This window comes from Syntrophomonas zehnderi OL-4 (genome assembly GCF_000983115.1).
Classification (GTDB): Bacteria; Bacillota; Syntrophomonadia; order Syntrophomonadales; family Syntrophomonadaceae; genus Syntrophomonas_B; species Syntrophomonas_B zehnderi.
Genome location: NZ_CGIH01000009.1, coordinates 39,291 through 59,578, shown reverse-complemented (window position 1 = coordinate 59,578; position 20,288 = coordinate 39,291). Strand labels below are relative to the sequence as shown.

Genomic DNA, 20,288 nt, shown 5'->3' with positions numbered 1-20,288 from the left:
AATGGAAACCGTTAAATCAGGTATATTAGATGCCTTAACACCGCAGGCTTTGGAATTTCAAACAAACTACATTCAGTTTGGCGATTTATTGGGAAGGGTGATGGTTATTACAGATTATCCTCCCCAAGCGGGCACGGCCTGGCTGGCTCGTATTACTCAGATTCCGGGCGTTGCGGCCTCGTTACACGTAAGCCCTACTAATGCTGCTGACTTAATAGAAGATATCAATAAAGCCATCGGGGAGTACATGGGCCGGCTTAATCAGGGCGGGAATGCCCTGATTATTCAGCGTACCGAACAGGCTCTTAAAGACGCGGATAGTCTTTTAAAAAAGATTGACCAGGAACAGCAAAATGTATTCTATCTTACAGTGCTTCTTTTTATTACGGCAATGGATATGGACAATCTGATTTTACGGACTCGTAGGGTAGAGTCTGCTCTAGCTGCAGCAGGCATGAGGGGGCGCACACTACTCTATAGACAGGAACAAGGGTTAAAGTCTATAGGGCCATGGGCAACTCTGGATCCGGAAATGTTAAAAGCCGGTGGCCGGAATATGCCTTCAGAGACAATAGCGGCCAGTTTCCCGTTTGTGGCCGGAGGCCTTAATGATATAGCGGGGATTATGCTGGGGCGTGACCGGGACGGGGGACTTGTGATTCTCGATATGTGGATGCGCAGCGGTGACCGTACCAACTCTAACTGGACGATTCTGGGCAAACCGGGTACCGGAAAAAGCTACTTAGCTAAAATGTTGCTGCTGCGCGAATATGCTAAAGGGGCACGAATAATAATCATTGACCCGGAAAGGGAATACCGGAAGATGTGTCAGTTATTGGGTGGAAGTTGGGTAAATGTAGCTGGTGGACAAGGGAGGATTAACCCGCTGCAGGTAAGGAGCGTGCCGCTGGATCAGGATGACGATGAAGAAAAGAGTATTTATGATGCTCAAAGCCCTTTAGGGTTACACCTTCAAATCCTGCGCACATTCTTCTCGTTATATCTGCGGGATCTTACTGACGTAGAACGGGCAGTTCTGGAAGATTCTCTTTTGGAGGTATACCATAGCAAAGAAATTGATTTTAATACACAGCCGGAGAATATTCAAGTAGATGTATGGCCAACCATGAATGAACTGTATGAGTATGTTTTAGAGCAGGAAAAAACAAAACCCGAGCTGTTCCAGCGTCTTGCTATTCTCCTAAAACGTGCAGCCAAAGGGGCTGATGCGGCTATGTGGAATGGATTTACCACAGCTACAGCGGATAAAGATTTTATTGTTCTCGATGTCCATGAACTACAGAACGCCGATGATGCAGTCAAAAGAGCGCAGTATTTTAATGTGCTTTCATACGTCTGGAACCTTATTGAGCAGGACAGGGAAGAACGAATTATTCTTTTAGTAGACGAAGCCTGGATGCTGGTGGATGATCAGACACCCCAAGCATTAGCCTTTTTGCGTGACACTTCCAAGCGTATCCGTAAATATATGGGCAGTCTGATAGTGGCTTCGCAAAATGTAATCGACTTTCTTGATCCGGCCGTGGCCCGGCATGGTCAAGCACTTTTGGATAATCCGACTTACAAGATTCTGCTCGGTCAAGGCGATAAAGATCTCCAAGCTCTTACTACACTGATGCAGCTTACAGAAGCGGAACAAGAGCTGTTACAGTCTGCCAAGAGAGGGGAAGGCTTGCTGGTTGCCGGGAATCAGCGGGTGCATATCCGTATTGAGTCAGCACCTTTTGAAGCCCCTTATTTAGTAGGAGGGGGAGCTTAATGGGAGCAGCCGTGCAAAAAGCTATTCGAATTATCGGCCTTATTTTACGCGATATGATCCAGGAGGACGGATCGACTATTCTAAAAACAACTATTGCAGTTATTACGCTTTTTTTGGGCCTAATTTTACTCATTCTTATCCCTGTAGTTATTCATGAACGCGTCCCAGTGACCGCTACCAAAGCACAAGCTCTTTGGTATTACGATGCTGCCCAGGCAGTCACTATGATGACTCAGAGTCCATGTGATCCAGGTGTTTATGTAGACTGGCAGGAAGTGATCGCTGTGGATGCGGTGCGTTTAAAACAGAACTTTAAGAAATCTTCGGCAAGCAGGGCTAATGATCTTGCTATGCAATTTGTTGAGGAAAGTGGAACGTGTACGCACTGAGTAGGTGAAGGTGAGGATGCAGTTTGCACCACTTATACAACTTATCGCTTAAAAACCATACAGGAAGTCATGGACGAACTTAATATGTCCGCGAAAGAGCAAAAGGATGTAGTTGAGAAATATAGGGTGATTGATTTTAATTTCTTAATTGGCTTTAAGCCTGATCAAGGCACATCTGCTGGGGATTACGAGGAATTATATAATGGTGAAATGCGCTGGCCAGTACCAGGTTTTCATAATATATCCAGCCCTTTCGGGATGAGAATCCATCCGATAAAAAAAGTACCGACTATGCACTACGGGATTGATATTCCCGCACCCGAGGGAATCAACATTGTGGCTCCTGCTGACGGACTGGTTCATTCGCTTTCCCGTTCTGAGGCAGTTGGTTTGACAATGGAAATCGATCATGGAACCAATGAACGAGGCCAAAGAATCAAGACAAGATATTGCCATTTATCGGATAATGTTGCCCGACCGGGGCAAAAGGTTAAGGCGGGCGAAGTAGTCGCTAAGGTTGGCAACACAGGTTATCTTACTACAGGTGCCCATTTGCATTTCGAGGTTTACGTGGATGGAGTTTGCCATGATCCGGCTATTTTCTTCCAAACGCGATGAAAGAGAGGTCATTATTATGTATGGAATTATTGCTTCGCGAGATTATACAGGATTAGTGGAGCGATACGGTACCCCTTCGTTTCATATCCGGGAGGGGGATTTGCGTCAGGCTTTATTGCAAGCAGCCAGGGTACAATTGGACTTTCTATTGGTTGATATTGATTTTTCCAGGCATATTGAAGAAGAGCTTCATCAGTACCGGGTACAAAGACCGGTTACCCGAATTATACTAATTGCTTGTGGACGGGAACCCGGGGATCCGCTGGTTGCAAAATTGGTCTGCCTGGGGGTTTATGACATTGTAAGCGAGGCTGGGGAATTTATAGAGCAAGATTTACTTCGCACCATTGAAAAACCTGCAAACTATACTCAGGCTGCCCGCTGGCTGCAACGCGGGCAGCCTTATAAGTATCAGTCAGGTAAGAATGTTTCGGAATCAATTAAAGAAGTCCTTATTCAACGCCCCTTAGGTCTCACGACCATCACTGTAGCTGGTGCCGGCCCGGGAGCAGGGGTATCGCATTTGTGTTTTTTAATAGCGACTCATCTAGCCAAAAGCAATCATCGGGTAATTTTGGCTGAGTGGCCTCTTGGGGATAAAGCTGGACGGGAATCACAATATACTTATCTTTCAGCCATGGGCGCGAAATATGAGAACAAAAAAATACACAGCATAGAGATGAAAATGGCAAATATGCGGGGATTTGATATTTTACCGGATGCTCGCAGTTTTCGATCCATTGAACACATTTTTCCGGTTATCGCCGGGAATGTATACGATTATTTGGTTTTAGATATGGGAGAAATAAGTTCTGATAAAGTTGCGGAGATGGATCGAGCAGCTTTAGCGATTCTCACAGTAAATGCTGCCCCCTACAGACTTAATAGGTTTTTACCTATGGTGGATGAGCAGGATATAAGTATTTATACACCTAACTTGGCTAGATGGAGAATTACTTTAAACCTGGCGAGTGAAAAGGAAATGAAATGGTTTTTAAATGCTTTTTCCAAGTATATAGGAAAAGTATATAATATTCCTTTCGTTACTGAAGACTCGCCGCCTGAGGAGTTACTGCAAGATCTTTTGCAGCCGGTGTTGCCAATTAATCTGGCAGGTAGAAAAAAACCCTTTTCCACGCTAACTAAAATTTTCAAAAGATGAGAGGAGAATGATTTTATGAAGATCGGTATTGATATAGGATATGGCTTTACTAAGGCGGTCAATGAAGTGGGAGAAAAGGTGATTTTTCCTTCCCTTGTAGCACCGGCAGGATATGATGTGCTAGGGGGTGTGTTTTCCCAGACTCAGAATTACCGGATAACTATTGCATCAGGAGCACAAAAAGAGGTTTTACTGGTCGGTGAGGCAGCCAGGCATTCTTTTGTGGTTTCTCAAGCCTTAAACAAGGAAAAACCACCTGAGCTGCACGATCCCTTATTACTGACAGCCATAGGGCTACTCGGACATAAGGATTCTGAAATTAGCCTGGGGGTAGGATTGCCCTTGGCCTACTATGCTTCTCAGAAAGAAGATTTAAAAAATCGGCTGAGTAAGCTTTCTTTATGCGTAGCCGTGAATGGCAGTGAGCTCTATATCAAAAATCCTGAAGTTCAAGTAATACCCCAAGGAGCGGGCGTGTTACTTAAGGCGGGCGGCCATTTGCCGTTACATGGATATGTAGGCGTAGTTGATCCAGGTACATACACCACAGAGTATTTACTTTTTGAAATTAAGGATGGACAGCCTGTTCCTATGCTTGAAGCCTGCGGGTCAGTGGAAGTAGGCACTCAAATGGTGTGCAGTGCAGTAGCGCGGGAATTCCAGGCGCAGACGGGCAGCCCGTTACCTGTAGGAATGGAGAATGAAATAACCAAACAGGCCTTAAATCGGGAGCCTATTCGCTATTACGGCAAAACATACTGCCTTGATGATGTTGCCTACGCAGCTCGGAAAAATGTTTCTACAGCTATCTGTCAAAAAGTGCTGGCCGCCTGGGGTAATCGTACCGGCTATATCCAAAATACCTTTTTAGCAGGCGGAGGCCCTCTCTTTTTTGGTGCTGATCTTTGTTCAGCATTGCCTTGTTCAATGGTTGTTGAGGAACCCGTATTTGCGAATACGGAAGGCTATCTAGCCTTTATATAAAGATACCGGCTAAAGGCATCCCCTATCTATAGGCATTTCAGATACTGTTACCATCATATTTACCGGTATTTATTTTTCAAACCTTACGGTATCGGTAACCTCTTATCAGCCCGTACATACAGGCTGTTTTTTATGGCCTTTTACCGGTACTGCAACATTAATACTGCAGTATACCGGTAGAATGTGCCGGAAAGGAGTGGTTTTTAATATGTCCCAACCCTTAAGGCGACTGGAGTTAAGGCTTCCGGTAAATCACCCCGTATGGAGTTTACCCGAAGGGTCGCGAACCAGGATTGTAAGAGAATGGCTAGAAGTCGGCAGACGATTGACTGAGATCGAAGAGTGTTTAAAAGCTGTGAATGAGAAGCTTCATACTCATAATAGCGGCCTTAATAGTGCCGCCGCCCAGGAAGTTAATAACCAGGGAGACCAATCGGATACTGGTTTTGATAAAAATACCTTTTTAAATTATTTTAAATGAAAGGGGTGACATAATGTCTGTTTTAATAATTACCGAAAAACCCAGTGTTGCGATGGATATTGGAAAAGTGTTGGGGGGATTTTCCCGGCAGGATGGATATTTAGAAAAACCGGATATGATAATCTCCTGGGCAGTTGGGCATTTAGTAGAACTTGCTATGCCGCAGGACTATTATCCGGAGCTGGAAAAATGGAATCTTAATGATCTGCCTATTTTACCTGAAGAATTTCGGCTAAAGCCAAATCCGGCTGCCAGGAAGCAATTACAGATACTTAAGGGTCTAATTAACCGCCGGGATGTAAATCGCTTAATTAATGCCTGTGATGCCGGTCGGGAAGGAGAACTGATATTTAGAAATATTATTCAGTTTCTCAATTGCCACAAACCTCATGACCGCTTATGGCTTTCTGAGACTACGCCTGCGGCTGTCAAAGCAGCTTTTAACAATTTACGCAGCTCTGCCGAAGTAGAGAATCTATTTTTGGCGGCTACTGCCCGAAGTCAGGCTGATTGGTTAGTTGGCATAAATACTACCAGGGCCTACACCACCAAATATAACGAGATACTTACCGTAGGCCGTGTACAGACCCCAACCCTTGCCCTCATAGTAAATCGAGATCAGGAGATTGATGGTTTTGTGCCCCAAAAATACTGGGAGATTGAAGCAAAATTTAATACCGGCCATCAAAATTACTTTATAGGCAAGTGGTTCTGCGGTGAACTGGATAGGTTTAATTCCAAGGGGGAAGCTGAAGCGGTTTTAAACAAACTTATTCCTGGCTCTATTGCCCAGGTTGTAAAGGTGGAACAAAATGAGAAAACTGAACAACCACCGATGCTCTTCAATCTTACTGATCTCCAAAAGGAAAGTAATAAGCAGTTTGGCTTTACAGCAGAACAAACCTTATTAATAACCCAGGGTCTGTATGAAAAACGCTTGCTTACCTATCCCAGAACGGACAGCAGGCACCTCACTGAAGCCATGAGTGCTACCTTGCCTGCCCGGTTAAATGCTCTACAGAAAACAGAACTGGACACTGTGGTAAAGAGTATTACTAATACTGATATTACTAACAAACGGTATGTTGACGATTTAAAAGTAAGTGATCATACGGCCATAGTTGTAACCGAAGTTTCTCCGGATTTATCAGCCTTAACTGCGGACGAAATCAAAATATATATTTTGGTTGCCAAACGCTTGGTAGGGATATTTCTGCCACCCGCCCGAATCACACAGACTAACATCATTACTTCCTGCCAGGGCGAAACCTTTAAAACTAAAGGGAAAACCTTATTGGAAGAAGGCTGGAAAAAACTTTATATAGATGATGTAGAGGATGGCAATGATTCTCCTCCACTCCCCGTCCTGATAGAAGGGCAGGAAATTAACTTACATGAAAGCCAGGTATTGGACAAGCAAACGCAGCCCCCAAAGCGATACAACGAAGCAGATTTGCTAAGCGCGATGGAAAACGCGGGAAAACAGGTAGAAGATGAGGAATTACGCGAAGTGATGAAAGGGAAAGGATTAGGTACTCCTGCTACCAGGGCGGCTATCATTGAGAAATTGATTAGTACCGGGTATATTACTAGGCAAAAAAAGACCCTGGTTGCTACTGACAAAGGAAAAACCTTAATAGATATTGTTTCTACTCGGCTTAAAGATCCTGAAATGACCGGGGAATGGGAGAAAAAACTTATCGATATTGAGCTGGGCAAGCGTAATTTTATTTTGTTTTCCCAGGAAATTAAACAGTTTACCCAGGATGTCGTTAATGAGATTAAGGCTCAGGAGGTCACTACAACTAGTTTTACAGATCGTAATAGTGTTGGAGTTTGTCCATTATGCGGCAAACCTGTAATTGAAAACAAAAAAGCATACAGTTGTTCTGGCTGGAAGGAAGGCTGTAAATTCACGATTTGGAAACAGATTGCCGGAAAAAGTATCAGCCAGGCCCAGGCCAAGAAGATAATATCAAAAGGCAAGAGCGATCTAATTAAAGGCTTTAAGAGTAGAAAAGATAGTGTTTTTGACGCTTATTTAAGGTTGGATAACGGTTCTATAATTTTTGAGTTTCCGAAGCGAAACAGAAAGGAGTAGGTAAAATGGCTGACTTAAAACCAGAAGGATATAGACATGTAGCCGATACATGGGAAGTGTTGTTTCAGATGAAGGAGCGTGAGCGTCCGGTGGAAGCCCAGGTAGGGGCTATTGATTATGTAGATGGTAAGCCGGTATGGATTCTGGTGTTTCCTGATTACCCGGGGATAAAAGGATACGTACCTGACCAGGAAACTGGGGTTGACGCTAGTTTAATAAGTCGTTTCGTTGGGCAGGACATTATAGTAAAAATTAAAGGCATCGATCGGGAAAACAATATTATTGCTTGTAGCCGCAAAGAGATAGTAAAAGAAGCAGCTGAAGATCTACAAAAAAAATTGACCGCGGGGGATATTATACCGGTTACAGTAAGGGCAATTGTAATAATAGATAACATTTCTACCCTAATAGTGGATGTCGGGGGTGGTGTTCTGGTAGATGTTCCCCGATCACAGGCAGTGATACGCAGAGCGGCCACACTTCGGGAGCAATATCATATAGGGGAAACAGTAAACGCTATGGTGGTTTCGGTTAACCCCCTTCAGGTTTCTGTCCGAGCCGCCCGGCCGGATCCCTGGAGCCAGGCCGACTATAAGCGGGGACAGTTCATTTCGGGCACTGTATACAGAGTTGTGGATGGCAATGTGCTTATTGAGCCTGATCTTACTCCAGGAGTATTGGGATTAGCACCCATACCCTTAATGGGGGATGTTCAAAAAGGGTATCGCGTATCCTGTAAGGTACGTTATTTTTCCGCCGAACAGAAAAAGTTGCATCTGTATCTGGTGAACAGGCTACTGTAAACCAGGAGGTGTTATTTATGGGAGGATACGTGTATTCCTACTCGGAAAGGCAATTACTGATATATAATTTTATAAAAAAAATCGGCCCCTCTCCAGAAGCAGTGCTGGAAGTTCTTTTTGGATTACAAACCGCCAATGCTTTACATCGTTTAAAACAGTCCGGATACCTTCAAAAAACTGAGGTATCCGGTACTGATTTTTGGCATCAACCTAATTACGGTTATTTCGATGCAGTTGAACAGGAAACCATGGCCTGGTTTGTAGTCCGTCTGGAAGAAGCAGGAGGAAAATATGAAGGGGAATATGGAACATCGCCTAAAGGAAACCGCTTCCTGCTTAGGTATGCTCCAGGATGTATTCATATTACGGATGAAGAGAATCGCAAATTTGTGACTCAGTTGGAGGATTTACAGCGTTTTAAACTTGCCGAATGTTTAAAATGGAAAACATTAAAAACTCTTGATAAAAAATGGAAAGGCAGTTAAACTAAGAGTAGTTATATTTAATGCCCGTTGGGTTGTGAATGGCATCGCCGTTATTGCCTTTTAAGGTAGTGGTCACTTCGGTGACATTTTTGCCAGTTATACTGGTTATGTAGCTGCTTAATAGTCTGTTAAACGATCATTTTATGAGTATTTATGACTTATGAAATGGTCGTTTTTTGTTCAGCAGCAATAATTTGTAAGGGAGTGATTGTACTTAAAAATCTATGTTACAATGGTCTTGAGGTAGAAGATAGACACCAGACCAGTTTAGCAGCAGTAACACGGTGAGAGAAATGGAGGTAAGCACGTGGAGAAACGTACTTTTACCGTCCTGATTGAAAAAGATGAAGACGGTATGCTTGTAGCTTCCGTACCTGCTTTAAAAGGATGCCACAGCCAGGCAAAAACCATGAATGAGTTACTTACGCGAATTCAGGAAGCTATTGAACTCTGTCTGGAAGTGGGCAGACCAGTTTAGCAGCAGTGAAAGTATTATTTATCAAAAAGGTGGTTTAATGAAAGTGTCAATTGCGAGGGAAGAGTTAAAAACACTTGTAGACCTATTAAGCGAAGAACAAGTATTAGCTTTATTGGTTATCCTAAAACCATGGGCTGAAGATGTAATTTCTCCATTGGAAGCCCAAGAGATTATGGAGGCGAGAGCTGATATAAAAGACGGAAAAGGCATTAATGCGGAGGATGTATGGCGTGAACTCGGAATTTAAGATAATTTTCTCGCCAAAAGCATTAAAACAGTTGAAGGATCTGGACAGAGCGGTTCAGATTAAAATCAAAGAAGGTATAAATAAACTAACCCAATACCCTCCCCGAGCAGATGTAATTAAACTTAAAGGCGGACAGGGTAATGAGTTAAGGCTTAGAGTTGGAAGCTGGAGAATAATTTTCGAGTATCAATTTAAAGATAGGCAAGTGCATATTTTAACAATAAAAAATAGGCGCGATGTCTACAAATAATAATCTAATGCGAGCCAATGTGAATAATGTGCAAGTTGTGGCCATATTCTGGTGACGGATTTCACCAGTTATGCCGGTAATGTAATTATTGACTAATTAATTAAACGGTCAATTCGTGAGTTTTATACTTATGAATTGACCGTTGTTTTATTAGAAAAAGTGAGGCCCGACAGGCTACATAAGGGAGTCGGGACAAAGGGAGGAATTAGTATGAGAAAAGTAACGCTTACCTGCCTTGAAAGAGGCAAGGCTAAAACCTATAGTGGCGAGCTAATAGCAAACGATATCGGTGTTATTATTTTTGCCACGTGGGATAAAAAAGGCTCGTCCTATATCAAGCGGGTTAGAAAGTCAAAAATACTCAGTTGTCACGTAGAATAATGCGGTAAATATGTAACTAACAGGCGAAAGAGAGGAATTAGTATGTATTTAAATCAGATTATGGTTAACGGAACATCGCCTAAAGGAAACCGCTTTCTGCTTAGCTATGCTCCAGGATGTATTCTTATTACTGATGAAGCGAATCGTAAGTTTGTAGTTCGATTGGAGGATCTGAGGTGCTTTCCTTTTAAAAAATGTTTAAAATGGGAAAAACATGCCAAAACCCCTTGATAATTTTTGGTAATGAGTTTAAACTATATATATATTTCATTGTTGCCCGTTGGGTTGTGTACGGCATAGCCATTATTGCCTTTTCAGGTAGTGGTCACTTCGGTGACATTGTTGCCAGTTATACTGGTTATGTAGCTGCTTAATAGTCTGTTAAACGATCATTTTATGAGTATTTATAACTTATGAAATGGTCGTTTTTTTATTAAGTGGGAAATATTAGAAGGGAGTGATTGTGCTGAAAGAATTATGTTACAATGGTTTTGAGGTGATTGGTATGTCTGCAAAGGTAGAACAGCTAATCCGGGAGTTATATCATCTTTCAGATGATGAACTTAAGCTTTTATGTAAGGTAATTTTAAGGCAGTTGGCAGTACCGCTTCAGGATCCAGAGCAAATGTATGATGATTGGAATGATCTGGAGGTGGATGCCAGTTATGCTGAAACCTGGTGATGTTGTTGTAGCAATGTTTACCTATAGCGACTTGAGCGGTGCAAAAATCAGGCCCGCTCTTGTTGTTAGCAGGGAAACGTATAATGGGACGGGTTCCGTTGTTATAGCTGCTATTTCTAGCAGACCTGTTCGGAACCAGTATGAATTATTGTTAAAGGATTGGCAGGAAGCGAGTCTGCGTATTCCATCTAAAGTATGCGCAGGCCAACTAATGACAGTGAAAATAGGGCTGGTTAAAATCATTGGTTGTTTATCACAACAAGATTTTAACAATGCCCGGGAGCTGCTAAACCAGGTTCTTATTTAATTAATTGAGCCAATAACGGTCAATTCGTGAGTTTTATGCTTATGGATTGGCCGTTTTTTGCTTTCTGTGAGCAGTTAGAAATTTGAGAGGGGTGGTTATTTGAAGGAATTAACTTTTCGGCAGTGGTTACGCGAGAACGGCTATAAACAGCCAGAAGTAGTCAGGGAGCGGTATTTGTCTCTTGGGGCTACTGACGAAGATATCGAAAAAATTGACGCCGAATATGACAGGTTAGCAGATCAGTATATGGAAGAATGCGAGGAACAGGGTTATTTCAGTTATTTTGATTAACTTAAGTTTGTAAAAATGAAAGGGAGGAATTAGTATGTATTTGAATCAGATTACACTTATTGGAAATGTTACCCGCGATGCTGAGATTTATACTACGAACAGCGGGAAAGAGGTCGTTAAATTCGGAGTGGCTGTGAGCAGAGGGAAAGATCTGCCTACTGACTTTTTCGAAGTGACCTGTTGGGAAAGAGCCTGGGCGGCTAATATAGCCAAAAAAGGCGTTTTAATCTTGGTTCAAGGTGAGATGCGCAGCAGTAAATCCGAGGACGGAAAAGTTTACTGGAGTGTTAACGCAAATAAAATTTTACTTATGAACAGCAGAGAGAAGAAAGATGCTGAAAAAAAGAAAGGCTCATCAAAGCCACGGAATAAAGACTCAGAATATCCTCTTTATAATCCGGATGGTGAGTTAGAAAATCTGCAATAACAGTAGGAATAACAGTAGGGGTGATAAAGCAGGCATTTGCCTGCTTTATATTTTAAAGGAGGAGGGAGTCGTGCATGTCTACACAAACCATTGATATCCTAGAGAGCATTGATCAACACATTAAGATTGTAAAAGAGGAATTAGAAAAGCATCCAGAAGGCCATCCCCAGCATATGTATTATAAGGGGTTGCTGGAAGGCCTGACGAGGGCATGGAATATCGCTTACAACTTAATCTAGTTTAATAATTGGGCGTTAGCCCGGATCCTATTTTTACCGCGAAGGGAGGAATGGGACGGGCTAACAAAAAGCCCGTCCCGATTGTATGAATATAAAAGAGAGTAATTTATTTTATGGCGGAGATATGCCTGCGGTTACAAAAACAGGGGCAGAAAAATGTTTTTACTGGGTAACCACGCGTTTAGTGCGCGAGTCAGGCCCGTGGTATGTAAGCAGTGAGGGAATCTGTTCCCCACAAAACGTATATCGGATGATGCAAGAACATTTCGATTTGGAAAACTGCGATAGGGAGCACTTTATATGCCTTTATTTGGATCGGAAGGGACATGTAAATGCCGCCAATGTTGTAAGTGTCGGTGGTTTAAGCAGTTCTATTGTCCATGCTCGTGAGGTCTTTAAGGTGGCAATTTTAGGTAGTGCTGCCAGTGTTATTTTGGTACACAATCATCCCAGCGGTGATCCTACCCCTAGCCGAGAGGATATAGATATAACCCGCAGAATGAAAGAGGCTGGAGATCTACTAGGAATTGAAGTCCTTGACCACGTTATTGTGGGTGCCACTGGATGTTATGCGAGCCTTACAGAAATGGGCTTAATGTGATACGTGATTATCAAAGCGGCTTTTAATGATGAAAGGGGGAGTTATTTTGCGTATAGGGATTACTGGTTCTTACGGTGTGGAACTCTGGCCTGGAAAAGAGATTAGCCCAGGTGCGAAATTGGGTCAGATGTTAAAAATATCATACAAGGGGGAAACAAGCATGGAAATTAAGCTTAATACGGAAGAGCTGGAGATTGCCCAAGAGGCAATCAAAAGCAGAGCGGAAGTCCTGGGAATCAGCCCGGAGCAGGCGGCCAAAGATCTCCTGGTAATAGGAATCAACAACTGGTGGGCGATGGAGGATATGCGACGCCGGGAGGAAGCCAGGCGGCTAGAGGATTTTAATCCGTTCGCGGCCGCGCGCGGTGAGTATAGGAAGCTCGACGCGGCTTTAAATGTACGCGATCAGGCTTTAAAAACTGGCGAGGATGCCTCGCAAGCTGTCCAGGCCTTTCTCGAAGGACTCAGGGATCTAGAGCTGGATGCTACCCTGGTGGAGGTCGAGGGTCATACGGCCAGACGGTTAATGCCCCGGCTACATAAAATTGAACTACTTGCCAACCGGATTTGTCAACAAAACGATTAACCACAATATTCCCGGGGCGTTTTCGCTCCGGGTTTTTTATAAAACACGTGCGGGAAAGCCCCGGAATTCATTCCGGGGAGTATGTCACAAACAGAGAGCGCAGCTGATTATAAAGCAGCCGTTAGGCGTTCAATCTGCGTGCAAATTTAGCATCTGTTTCAACCAATATACAGATACCTTCAATCAGGGCCAAAATAGATGGAATAAAAGTCCACACGAATAATAAATACAAAATCCCTTTACCCACTTGCCCCATATAAAACTTATGTACCCCAAGGCCACCCAGTAACAGAGCAAGTACGCCAGCTGCGATTCGATTTTTATCACCGAGAGTTTCTGTTGGTGGAGGCAATTGTCTAACACCACAACGGGGACAGATTTCTGCCTCTTGTCTAATCTGGCTACCGCATGATCTGCAGAATACCATATTGACAGAAGATTGGGCAGTTTGACTTTCGAAGCTCATGTTATTGTTCACAGTTACACTCCTTTATGTGAATTTGCTTAATTAGTGACTAAGTATTATCTAAATTTTACTTAGCCCTTCTTCCATCCAATCCAGCGGAGCTTTCGTCGCTCCCGGGCGACAAGCTCTGCCGAGCTTGCAGATACCTAATAAATTTATGTAACTATCCCATAGATTCCTCATCCAAACTCCCTATTAAATCATTTATTTTACTACGACCAGGTTGCTGATCAGTCTGGTCTTCTTTTTTTGTCCAGGGCAATACTTAAATGGTGGTCATTATTTTGTTTAGATTTTAACGTCTAATTCAATAAACTCGGAACATTCACTTTTAAGTATAGTTCCGGTATTACCAAAGGTTAAAAAACCACTAAGCTCCAGATCACTCTGGAGTTTTATGCTGTAGAAAGACAAATCTTTTATCTTTGATTTCGGATAAAAATAAAACGGGCCACTTGGTTCCTCATATAAGTAATTATTACCGCAGTGCACACAGTGATTTGCGAAATACCAATCCTGGATAAAATTTGAAAACCCATAATAAAAATTAAATGCCTTTTTAAGGTAAAAATGTAAAGGATCGGGCATATTCTTAGGCGCATCAATTAAAATAATTTTGTCCTGATTGACTTTCGGATTCTCTATTGGCACATAATTGCCGGTTGCTAATGAAATAACTGGGGTTTCGGTTTGGCATCGAAAACAAGAGCGTTTACTTTTAACGATTAGTAGATAGTCACAAATAATCACACTTGTATTAGAGAATTTACGCCATTTCGCAAACTTATAATAATCATATTTGTTTTCAACATACCACATTCTTAACTCTGGATTCCATTTAGCCCCTAGTGTTTTCGCTTCATCTTTTTCTGAATAAGGAACGTTTAAATATAATGTCAATTTATTTGCCCCCCTTTATTGGGAGGGGTACATAATTACATTATTTATCTTATTATTCAGATTATTTTACCCCTCGTGCATTATCGTTTATATCCGATCCAGCGGAGCTTTCGTCGCTCCCGCTGTCCAACGTCTGCCTTATCCTCAGGTATTCAGCATATTTTTTCAACTCTGCCACTGACTCATCATCTAATCCTTCCGTTAATTTCCTCAACTCATCCTTATTAGGTTTATTTTCATTGTTTTCATTTGTATTACCGGAAAAGTAGTAATCCTCCCCAGGCAATTCAGCTAAGGTAAAGGTGCTCTTACCTACATCGGGAAGGGGGCTGGGGTTATCTGTGATGCCCAGCAGATAATCAGTGCTCACTTCAAAGAAATTAGCAAGTGAGGTCAAGGTGTCCAGAGCGGGCAAAGATGTACCTTTTTCAAATTGGGTTATCGCTGATGAACTTATATTTATCTCCTTGCCGAGTTTTCGTGTAGATATACTCTGTTCACTTCTTAATACCCTTAATCTTGAAGCAAATTTTTCTCTATCGAACATAAAAAACTCCTTGACGGTAAGTAACACTAAGCATTACAATTTAGTAAACGCAAAGCAACGCTAAGCAAATGCGAGGTAGTTTTAATGAAACGTTATAACCTTATACAGGCTCGAAAACAGGCCAATATCAGTACCCGTAAATTGGCCGATATAATCGGAGTAAGCAGTGGTATGATAACCCAACTGGAAAATTGCCGTTGTAAATGCTCTATCGATGTTGCTTTTAAATTAGAACGCTTCTTCGGCATCCCGGCCAGTGAACTGCTGGCTGAGGGGGACGAGAAAAAATAAAATAACTATCATAACAATCATCGCAGCTTACATCGCACTCCCACTAATTTAGTAATTCCTATGTAATTTTAAAAGGTTGCTTCATAAAACCAATTATGCTTGTTAATGTTGGCAATAGCCGTGGTGTTTCCGCTTTATACCGGGCATATTCCGCACCAAAATAGGAAAGAACCTTTTCTTCGAGGGTTATTCGATAGTTTAATAAGATATATCCTAAGCAAATAAACAATAATAACGCAATTAGTTGTATAATAATGTATTTATCTTGGACTATCGTGAAACCGTAAATGCCTAAAGACGGGAATAAAATTATATATGAACTATATATTGGGTTCCTGACCAAAGAAAATGGCCCATTAGTTATTAACATTTCAGATTCATAAATACCATCGGCAAACAAAGAACCCATATAGTCCATTGATTGTCTCCACAGTAATAAACCTAGAGTAGCGAGGATCATCAGTAATATCTGTAAGTATTTATACTCTGGTCGATACTCTGGACAGAGCATCGGTAGGAATAACGTTATACCTAATGCAATTGGCATGATAATACTTAAAACAGTTATATATAACGGGTCTTTCTTTAAACCAGGCTTTTTAGCACCTGAGTAAACAGACTTCCATTTCGGGACAAGAATAATAAGTATAAACACTAAAAAGGGGATGAATAAGTGAGAAACATTATATGTAAAAAGATATACGAGACAACTTATGATTACAAAAAGTATATACACGACATAGTTAGGGATGGTGTTCTCCCCCCTTCTATAGACTTCCTTTTATTATCAGAACTTATTGGAATTTGCGGTGTTGCAGTTATTATTGAGTTTTTGGTGTATCCCAAGGGTTTAATAGAACAATATTATTATCTGAGAATACTGTGCTCACTACCAGGAATTTTAGGCGTAGCAATTTTTGTTCTATATTTCTTATTGCCAGTTATTTGTTATATAGCCCATATCGTAATATGCAAACTTTACCGCCGGGTCGGGTCGTCTGAGCGGCCCACCAGGTAGTCCAGGGAGACGTCAAAGTAATCGGCCAGGGCTAACAAGACCCTGAAACTGGGAAAGCCGGTACCATTTTCAAAATCAGATATTACTCTTTGGCTAACACAGATACCATCGGCAAGTTTCGTTTGAGAAAGTTTCTTTTCTTTACGAATTGTTTTTAGCCGTTCTTGAAAACTAGCCAAAGTAATCCTCCTAAATCAATATTGACTTAGCGACAAAATCGCTATAAACTATATTTAGGCTTAGTGACACAGTCGCTAAGCGTGAGGTATTAATAATGAGATATAGATTAAAAGAAGCCCGTCTTAAACGACAATTAACTCAACAAGAGGTTGCAACTTATATTGGTATAAGCCAACGGAATTATTGTGACATTGAACGCAATAAAAGCAACCCATCATGGACAGTAGCCCAGCGTCTTGAAAACTTCTTCGGCGTCCCGGCCAGTGAGTTGCTGGCTGAGGGGGAAGAAGAGCCGGTTTAATTATTTAACCCATTCAAGCTGAGAGTTTGACCAAACAGTCGTTTCTGTTTGATTTGTCCTTGAATTAAATCGGATTATTCCTCGAACCAAAACGTTCTTACCTTCGAGTTTTTCTTTAGTATATGTAAATTTTTTAAAACTTTTTTGAAAAACCACAATAGTAAATGGAAGAGCACCGTCTTGCTGGTCGAAATTTATATACATTACTTTTTCTAATCGTACTACTGAAAATACAGTCCCATATATAAAACGTTCCAGCTCGTTTCCGGTTAGAGCTATATCATGAGCCATATTTTGATCTATAACAATCTCGCTAATTGGATAAAAGGCTCCATTAAATTTTACTATTGTAGAAGCAAGTACTGCTTCTGAGTTCTTTATATACCTAGCTAAAGCTTTAAGGGTTCTTGCTCTGTCAGGGAGTTCATTCTTTTTATCAGGATACTGATTGGCATAGTCTAGCTGTTTCTTGGGATGATCCCAGCCAATTTCCGGTATGCTGGTATTAGCTTTTCTTTCATGATATAAGTCTCCCAACTCCAAATGTAAAACGTGTTGACCGGTACTTGGCCTAGTTGGGTCAGGATGATAGTTCCTTATTTGCTTTATGGAATTGAAAACTTCTACATTACGTTTCTGTGGACAATTATCCAGATGTTTAGATTCGGTAGACTTACCAGTAGTTTTTAAAAAAGGCTCCCTTGTGGTATTAGTGCTGACAAAAATTACTTTAGCGCCACAATAGGGACAGCGTAAGTTCCCATCATGAATTCCAGGGATATATTCTTTAGGGTTAATTATAGAACCATCCGGTAAACGAGCATTTTGCATACTTTACCCCCTTATCAAGAGAGGAGCGTTTAACAAATGAAAATTCAGCCTATATTTTATGAGCATCCTGATCTTTATGGTAAATATTATGCCATTGGCCTTAATGCATCCATCATGTTAGGTCGAGCAGTTGAGCTGCTTGCCGAGATTATTCCTGAATATACGCATCAAGATGTTTATAGGTTTTTAACTGACCAGCAGTTTAGGCACGCAATTATAAATTCAAAACAAAATCGCTTAGAACATGACAATACACGTGAAGCATGGCTTAACCTACATGAACGGGAAATTGGTAAAAGAAAATGGTATCAGGAATCTGTTGATATTGTCCGTCATTTAATAGATGCGCCAGAACCTCCTTCAATTTACGAAAACACCATGGAAGGGTTTGTATATGATGCTGTTACTTCATCACAACAACAAATGATACCCGTTAGCTATAGATGGTTGAGTTCCGGACAGCAGCCAGGTGCGCTCCTTAAGCAAGAACTGCTTTTATTATTTGAAGTCCTGGGAATGGAACTGGAATCTATTAATGACGAAATCTATTACGTTGGTTTTATTAATACCTTTAGTGGGTCATACCGTGTTCCAACTGTAACTGTTACACTCCCGGGCCTGTCCTTTTTAGATAAGGAAACTCAGGTTGGTATTAATGCTATCGGGTTTCATCTACCAGATAATGAGTTTAAACAATTAAGGGATCAATGTCTGGCCGGATCATCCGACCGGCCCACCAGGTAATCCAGGGAGACGTTAAAGTAATCGGCCAGGGCTAATAAGACTTTTAAGCTTGGATCTCTATCGTTAGTCTCGTAAAAAGTGATAATCCGAGGGCCTAGACCAAGTATTTCAGCTAATTCTTCTCTTTTTAAGTTCTTTGTTTTTCGTAATTCGCGTAAGCGTTCACCCAGTGTAGCCATTTAGGCCTCCAATATAACAATCTTGACAAGGCACAAAAAGTGCCTTAAACTTAAAATACACAAGGCACAAATAGTGCCTAAAGGGTTGATATATTTTGAGAATAAACTTAATCAAACTTAGAAACGAAAAAGGCTATACCCAACAAGAAGTTGCTGATCGCTTAGATATTAGTCGTAGAATGTATGGTTCTGTTGAGACGGGTCGCCGCAATCCCTCCTGGGAGGTAATACAACGTCTCGAACAATTCTTCGGCGTCCCGGCCAGCGAGTTGCTGGCTGAGACTGACGGTTCGCACCATGATAAATAGACTTTTTCGCTCATAGCTAATATTACCAATTATCTGCAAGTTGCGCAAATTTTAATCCTGGGGAGAGGTTCTATGAATAAGATTAAAACCCTACGCAAGGCAAAGGGATTAAATCAAGGTGAATTAGCCAAATCAGCCGGTATATCCCAAACATATTTATGTGAATTAGAAAAAAGCCGTAAAACGAATCCTTCAAGAGATGTGCTGGTTCGTATTGCGAAGGCGTTAAGTGTGTCTGTTTCTGAATTGCTGGATGATTAAAACGCATATTCAAGCTATATTCGTGTTCATGTAGATATTTTCCTTCTTAGTCGCGAATTTCTATACGTGTAAACGGGTAGGGGGGCTATAGTTAGGAACCCTGAAAGGCCCCCGGTATGCCCAGAGATAAGTAAATATCGAAACGGTAAAACTAGAAAGGGGGGGAGAAGGTGGCTAGACCCACTAAAGTTAATCGGTTAGTTTTTGCATCTGTTATTAAAGAGTACATAACTGAGGATGCGAAAGGTTATTTAAGTCTTTCAAAAAGTGACTGGGAAGTGGCAGAGGAACTTTCTATCAAGCTGGGTATTAATATTAACTCCGAATATATAAGGAATTTTAGGCGTAGCCAGAATATAGCTTCAGCAGTTAGTTGGGGTGGTAAAAGGGAAGGTGCGGGAAGGCCTACCACGAAAAATCTGAAATTAAAGATTTAAATTTTAGAGGGGGGGAGAAAATGGCTAGACCCACTAAAGTTAATCGGTTAGTTTTTGTATCTGTTATTAAAGAGTACATAACTGAGGATGAGAAAGGTCATGTAAGTCTTTCACTAAGCGATCGGGAAGTGGCAGAAGAACTTTCTGTTAAACTAGGAATCGAACTTAATAGTGAATATATCAGGAATTTTAGGCGTAGTCAAAACATCGCCCCTGGTAAAACAAATTGGGGTGGCAAAAGGGAAGGTGCTGGTAGACCTCCAAGTATAAATACTGAAATTAATACTAAAGAACCCCAAGATGTAGCAGGAATTATAGATATGAATAGTAAACATGCTATTGATAGATGGCATGAAAAATGTGTACTGGCTCTATCCCGGATGTATGGTGGGGGAGACCGGTATTTATACATTGATTCTGAATTTAAGGATAGGGGAAGGGGAACAGGTAAAGCCGGCAAGGGCGGTGGGATAAAAAACGTAAGTCATAACCAGGCATACTTGGCCCAAGGCGGACAGTAGTATTCTGTATCA

Annotated in this window: 35 protein-coding genes; 28 read left to right on the top strand and 7 right to left on the bottom strand. The window is 41.6% G+C overall.

Annotation, left to right across the window (positions count from 1 at the left end):
• The first annotated feature begins 1 nt into the window (after position 1).
• The 21 genes from AAV90_RS03185 to AAV90_RS03100 all read left to right on the top strand — a co-directional run bounded on the left by AAV90_RS03185 (position 2) and on the right by AAV90_RS03100 (position 13,292).
• Complete coding sequence (locus tag AAV90_RS03185; RefSeq protein WP_046495779.1) at positions 2 to 1,780, top strand: VirB4 family type IV secretion system protein; 1,779 nt, start codon at positions 2 to 4, stop codon at positions 1,778 to 1,780.
• Entirely contained in the window at positions 1,780 to 2,169 is a 390-nt protein-coding gene (locus AAV90_RS03180; RefSeq protein WP_046495777.1) for a hypothetical protein, read from the top strand. The genes AAV90_RS03185 and AAV90_RS03180 overlap by 1 nt, the downstream gene beginning before the upstream one ends.
• Before the next feature lie 69 nt (positions 2,170 to 2,238).
• Complete coding sequence (locus AAV90_RS03175) at positions 2,239 to 2,787, top strand: M23 family metallopeptidase (protein WP_052729569.1); 549 nt, start codon at positions 2,239 to 2,241, stop codon at positions 2,785 to 2,787.
• A complete protein-coding gene (locus AAV90_RS13960) occupies positions 2,744 to 3,949 on the top strand; it encodes a hypothetical protein (RefSeq protein WP_198142804.1) in 1,206 nt (401 codons plus the stop codon). Before AAV90_RS03175 ends, AAV90_RS13960 begins: the two co-directional genes overlap by 44 nt.
• Positions 3,950 to 3,964: 15 nt before the next feature.
• On the top strand, positions 3,965 to 4,933 hold the full coding sequence (locus AAV90_RS03165) for a ParM/StbA family protein (protein ID WP_046495775.1): 969 nt from the start codon (positions 3,965 to 3,967) through the stop codon (positions 4,931 to 4,933).
• A 181-nt stretch (positions 4,934 to 5,114) separates the two neighbouring features.
• The gene (locus AAV90_RS03160) at positions 5,115 to 5,414 is read left to right on the top strand and encodes a hypothetical protein (RefSeq protein WP_207642039.1); all 300 of its coding nucleotides are present in this window, start codon (positions 5,115 to 5,117) and stop codon (positions 5,412 to 5,414) included.
• 13 nt (positions 5,415 to 5,427) lie between these two features.
• Positions 5,428 to 7,515, top strand: a complete 2,088-nt coding sequence (locus AAV90_RS03155; RefSeq protein WP_046495771.1) for a type IA DNA topoisomerase — start codon at positions 5,428 to 5,430, stop codon at positions 7,513 to 7,515.
• Positions 7,516 to 7,520: 5 nt separating this feature from the next.
• Positions 7,521 to 8,318, top strand: a complete 798-nt coding sequence (locus AAV90_RS03150) for a hypothetical protein (RefSeq protein WP_046495769.1) — start codon at positions 7,521 to 7,523, stop codon at positions 8,316 to 8,318.
• A gap of 17 nt (positions 8,319 to 8,335) precedes the next feature.
• The gene (locus AAV90_RS03145; protein WP_046495767.1) at positions 8,336 to 8,803 is read left to right on the top strand and encodes a hypothetical protein; all 468 of its coding nucleotides are present in this window, start codon (positions 8,336 to 8,338) and stop codon (positions 8,801 to 8,803) included.
• Positions 8,804 to 9,110: 307 nt separating this feature from the next.
• Positions 9,111 to 9,281, top strand: coding sequence for a type II toxin-antitoxin system HicB family antitoxin (locus AAV90_RS14365; protein ID WP_076982597.1), 171 nt, complete (start codon positions 9,111 to 9,113; stop codon positions 9,279 to 9,281).
• A gap of 37 nt (positions 9,282 to 9,318) precedes the next feature.
• Positions 9,319 to 9,528: a hypothetical protein gene (locus AAV90_RS03140; RefSeq protein ID WP_046495764.1), complete on the top strand. Its 210-nt coding sequence runs from the start codon at positions 9,319 to 9,321 to the stop codon at positions 9,526 to 9,528.
• On the top strand, positions 9,512 to 9,778 hold the full coding sequence (locus AAV90_RS03135; protein WP_046495762.1) for a type II toxin-antitoxin system RelE family toxin: 267 nt from the start codon (positions 9,512 to 9,514) through the stop codon (positions 9,776 to 9,778). Before AAV90_RS03140 ends, AAV90_RS03135 begins: the two co-directional genes overlap by 17 nt.
• A gap of 210 nt (positions 9,779 to 9,988) precedes the next feature.
• Positions 9,989 to 10,159, top strand: a complete 171-nt coding sequence (locus tag AAV90_RS14855) for a hypothetical protein (RefSeq protein ID WP_157609484.1) — start codon at positions 9,989 to 9,991, stop codon at positions 10,157 to 10,159.
• A gap of 203 nt (positions 10,160 to 10,362) precedes the next feature.
• Positions 10,363 to 10,533, top strand: coding sequence for a hypothetical protein (locus tag AAV90_RS15235; RefSeq protein ID WP_207642038.1), 171 nt, complete (start codon positions 10,363 to 10,365; stop codon positions 10,531 to 10,533).
• A gap of 89 nt (positions 10,534 to 10,622) precedes the next feature.
• Positions 10,623 to 10,841, top strand: a complete 219-nt coding sequence (locus tag AAV90_RS03125; protein ID WP_046495756.1) for a hypothetical protein — start codon at positions 10,623 to 10,625, stop codon at positions 10,839 to 10,841.
• Positions 10,825 to 11,148: a type II toxin-antitoxin system PemK/MazF family toxin gene (locus AAV90_RS03120; protein WP_046495754.1), complete on the top strand. Its 324-nt coding sequence runs from the start codon at positions 10,825 to 10,827 to the stop codon at positions 11,146 to 11,148. The genes AAV90_RS03125 and AAV90_RS03120 overlap by 17 nt, the downstream gene beginning before the upstream one ends.
• Before the next feature lie 99 nt (positions 11,149 to 11,247).
• Entirely contained in the window at positions 11,248 to 11,439 is a 192-nt protein-coding gene (locus tag AAV90_RS03115; protein WP_046495751.1) for a hypothetical protein, read from the top strand.
• 34 nt (positions 11,440 to 11,473) lie between these two features.
• Entirely contained in the window at positions 11,474 to 11,866 is a 393-nt protein-coding gene (locus AAV90_RS13955; protein ID WP_052729567.1) for a single-stranded DNA-binding protein, read from the top strand.
• 74 nt (positions 11,867 to 11,940) lie between these two features.
• Positions 11,941 to 12,105, top strand: a complete 165-nt coding sequence (locus tag AAV90_RS14850) for a hypothetical protein (protein ID WP_157609483.1) — start codon at positions 11,941 to 11,943, stop codon at positions 12,103 to 12,105.
• 85 nt (positions 12,106 to 12,190) lie between these two features.
• On the top strand, positions 12,191 to 12,706 hold the full coding sequence (locus AAV90_RS03105) for a JAB domain-containing protein (protein WP_052729566.1): 516 nt from the start codon (positions 12,191 to 12,193) through the stop codon (positions 12,704 to 12,706).
• A gap of 46 nt (positions 12,707 to 12,752) precedes the next feature.
• Positions 12,753 to 13,292, top strand: a complete 540-nt coding sequence (locus AAV90_RS03100) for a hypothetical protein (RefSeq protein WP_046495749.1) — start codon at positions 12,753 to 12,755, stop codon at positions 13,290 to 13,292.
• 121 nt (positions 13,293 to 13,413) lie between these two features.
• Here the strand turns inward: AAV90_RS03100 and AAV90_RS03095 are convergent, their stop codons facing one another.
• From AAV90_RS03095 to AAV90_RS14360, 3 genes are all read right to left on the bottom strand, one after another.
• Positions 13,414 to 13,770, bottom strand: a complete 357-nt coding sequence (locus AAV90_RS03095) for a TM2 domain-containing protein (RefSeq protein WP_242847469.1) — start codon at positions 13,768 to 13,770, stop codon at positions 13,414 to 13,416.
• Positions 13,771 to 14,046: 276 nt separating this feature from the next.
• Entirely contained in the window at positions 14,047 to 14,658 is a 612-nt protein-coding gene (locus tag AAV90_RS13950) for a DUF5710 domain-containing protein (protein ID WP_052729565.1), read from the bottom strand.
• A gap of 61 nt (positions 14,659 to 14,719) precedes the next feature.
• On the bottom strand, positions 14,720 to 15,205 hold the full coding sequence (locus AAV90_RS14360; protein WP_076982596.1) for a helix-turn-helix domain-containing protein: 486 nt from the start codon (positions 15,203 to 15,205) through the stop codon (positions 14,720 to 14,722).
• An 84-nt stretch (positions 15,206 to 15,289) separates the two neighbouring features.
• Here AAV90_RS14360 and AAV90_RS03080 point away from each other — a divergent pair, with 84 nt between their 5' ends.
• Positions 15,290 to 15,496 (top strand): helix-turn-helix domain-containing protein, encoded by a 207-nt coding sequence (locus AAV90_RS03080; RefSeq protein ID WP_046495746.1) that lies wholly within the window; start codon positions 15,290 to 15,292, stop codon positions 15,494 to 15,496.
• A 58-nt stretch (positions 15,497 to 15,554) separates the two neighbouring features.
• Here AAV90_RS03080 and AAV90_RS15355 read toward each other — a convergent pair whose 3' ends face one another.
• Both AAV90_RS15355 and AAV90_RS03070 read right to left on the bottom strand, forming a co-directional pair.
• A complete protein-coding gene (locus AAV90_RS15355) occupies positions 15,555 to 15,914 on the bottom strand; it encodes a methyltransferase family protein (protein ID WP_242847468.1) in 360 nt (119 codons plus the stop codon).
• 560 nt (positions 15,915 to 16,474) lie between these two features.
• Entirely contained in the window at positions 16,475 to 16,693 is a 219-nt protein-coding gene (locus AAV90_RS03070; RefSeq protein WP_046495743.1) for a helix-turn-helix domain-containing protein, read from the bottom strand.
• 95 nt (positions 16,694 to 16,788) lie between these two features.
• On the opposite strand from AAV90_RS03070, the gene AAV90_RS03065 reads away from it, so the two are divergent.
• Positions 16,789 to 16,995: a helix-turn-helix domain-containing protein gene (locus AAV90_RS03065; protein WP_046495740.1), complete on the top strand. Its 207-nt coding sequence runs from the start codon at positions 16,789 to 16,791 to the stop codon at positions 16,993 to 16,995.
• Here AAV90_RS03065 and AAV90_RS03060 read toward each other — a convergent pair whose 3' ends face one another.
• Positions 16,996 to 17,826 carry a hypothetical protein gene (locus AAV90_RS03060; RefSeq protein ID WP_046495738.1) on the bottom strand — a complete coding sequence of 277 codons (831 nt, stop codon included), beginning with the start codon at positions 17,824 to 17,826 and terminating at the stop codon, positions 16,996 to 16,998.
• Between the two features lie 36 nt (positions 17,827 to 17,862).
• Here AAV90_RS03060 and AAV90_RS03055 point away from each other — a divergent pair, with 36 nt between their 5' ends.
• On the top strand, positions 17,863 to 18,570 hold the full coding sequence (locus AAV90_RS03055; RefSeq protein ID WP_046495736.1) for a hypothetical protein: 708 nt from the start codon (positions 17,863 to 17,865) through the stop codon (positions 18,568 to 18,570).
• On the opposite strand, the gene AAV90_RS03050 is transcribed toward AAV90_RS03055, so the two are convergent.
• Complete coding sequence (locus AAV90_RS03050; protein WP_046495733.1) at positions 18,531 to 18,749, bottom strand: helix-turn-helix domain-containing protein; 219 nt, start codon at positions 18,747 to 18,749, stop codon at positions 18,531 to 18,533. The genes AAV90_RS03055 and AAV90_RS03050 overlap by 40 nt on opposite strands.
• Before the next feature lie 95 nt (positions 18,750 to 18,844).
• Between AAV90_RS03050 and AAV90_RS03045 the strand changes: the two genes are divergently transcribed.
• From AAV90_RS03045 to AAV90_RS03030, 4 genes are all read left to right on the top strand, one after another.
• Positions 18,845 to 19,057, top strand: coding sequence for a helix-turn-helix transcriptional regulator (locus tag AAV90_RS03045; protein ID WP_242847467.1), 213 nt, complete (start codon positions 18,845 to 18,847; stop codon positions 19,055 to 19,057).
• Positions 19,058 to 19,129: 72 nt separating this feature from the next.
• A complete protein-coding gene (locus AAV90_RS03040; RefSeq protein ID WP_046495728.1) occupies positions 19,130 to 19,318 on the top strand; it encodes a helix-turn-helix domain-containing protein in 189 nt (62 codons plus the stop codon).
• Positions 19,319 to 19,488: 170 nt separating this feature from the next.
• Entirely contained in the window at positions 19,489 to 19,755 is a 267-nt protein-coding gene (locus AAV90_RS03035; RefSeq protein WP_046495726.1) for a hypothetical protein, read from the top strand.
• A 20-nt stretch (positions 19,756 to 19,775) separates the two neighbouring features.
• The gene (locus AAV90_RS03030; protein WP_046495723.1) at positions 19,776 to 20,276 is read left to right on the top strand and encodes a hypothetical protein; all 501 of its coding nucleotides are present in this window, start codon (positions 19,776 to 19,778) and stop codon (positions 20,274 to 20,276) included.
• Positions 20,277 to 20,288 lie beyond the last annotated feature (12 nt).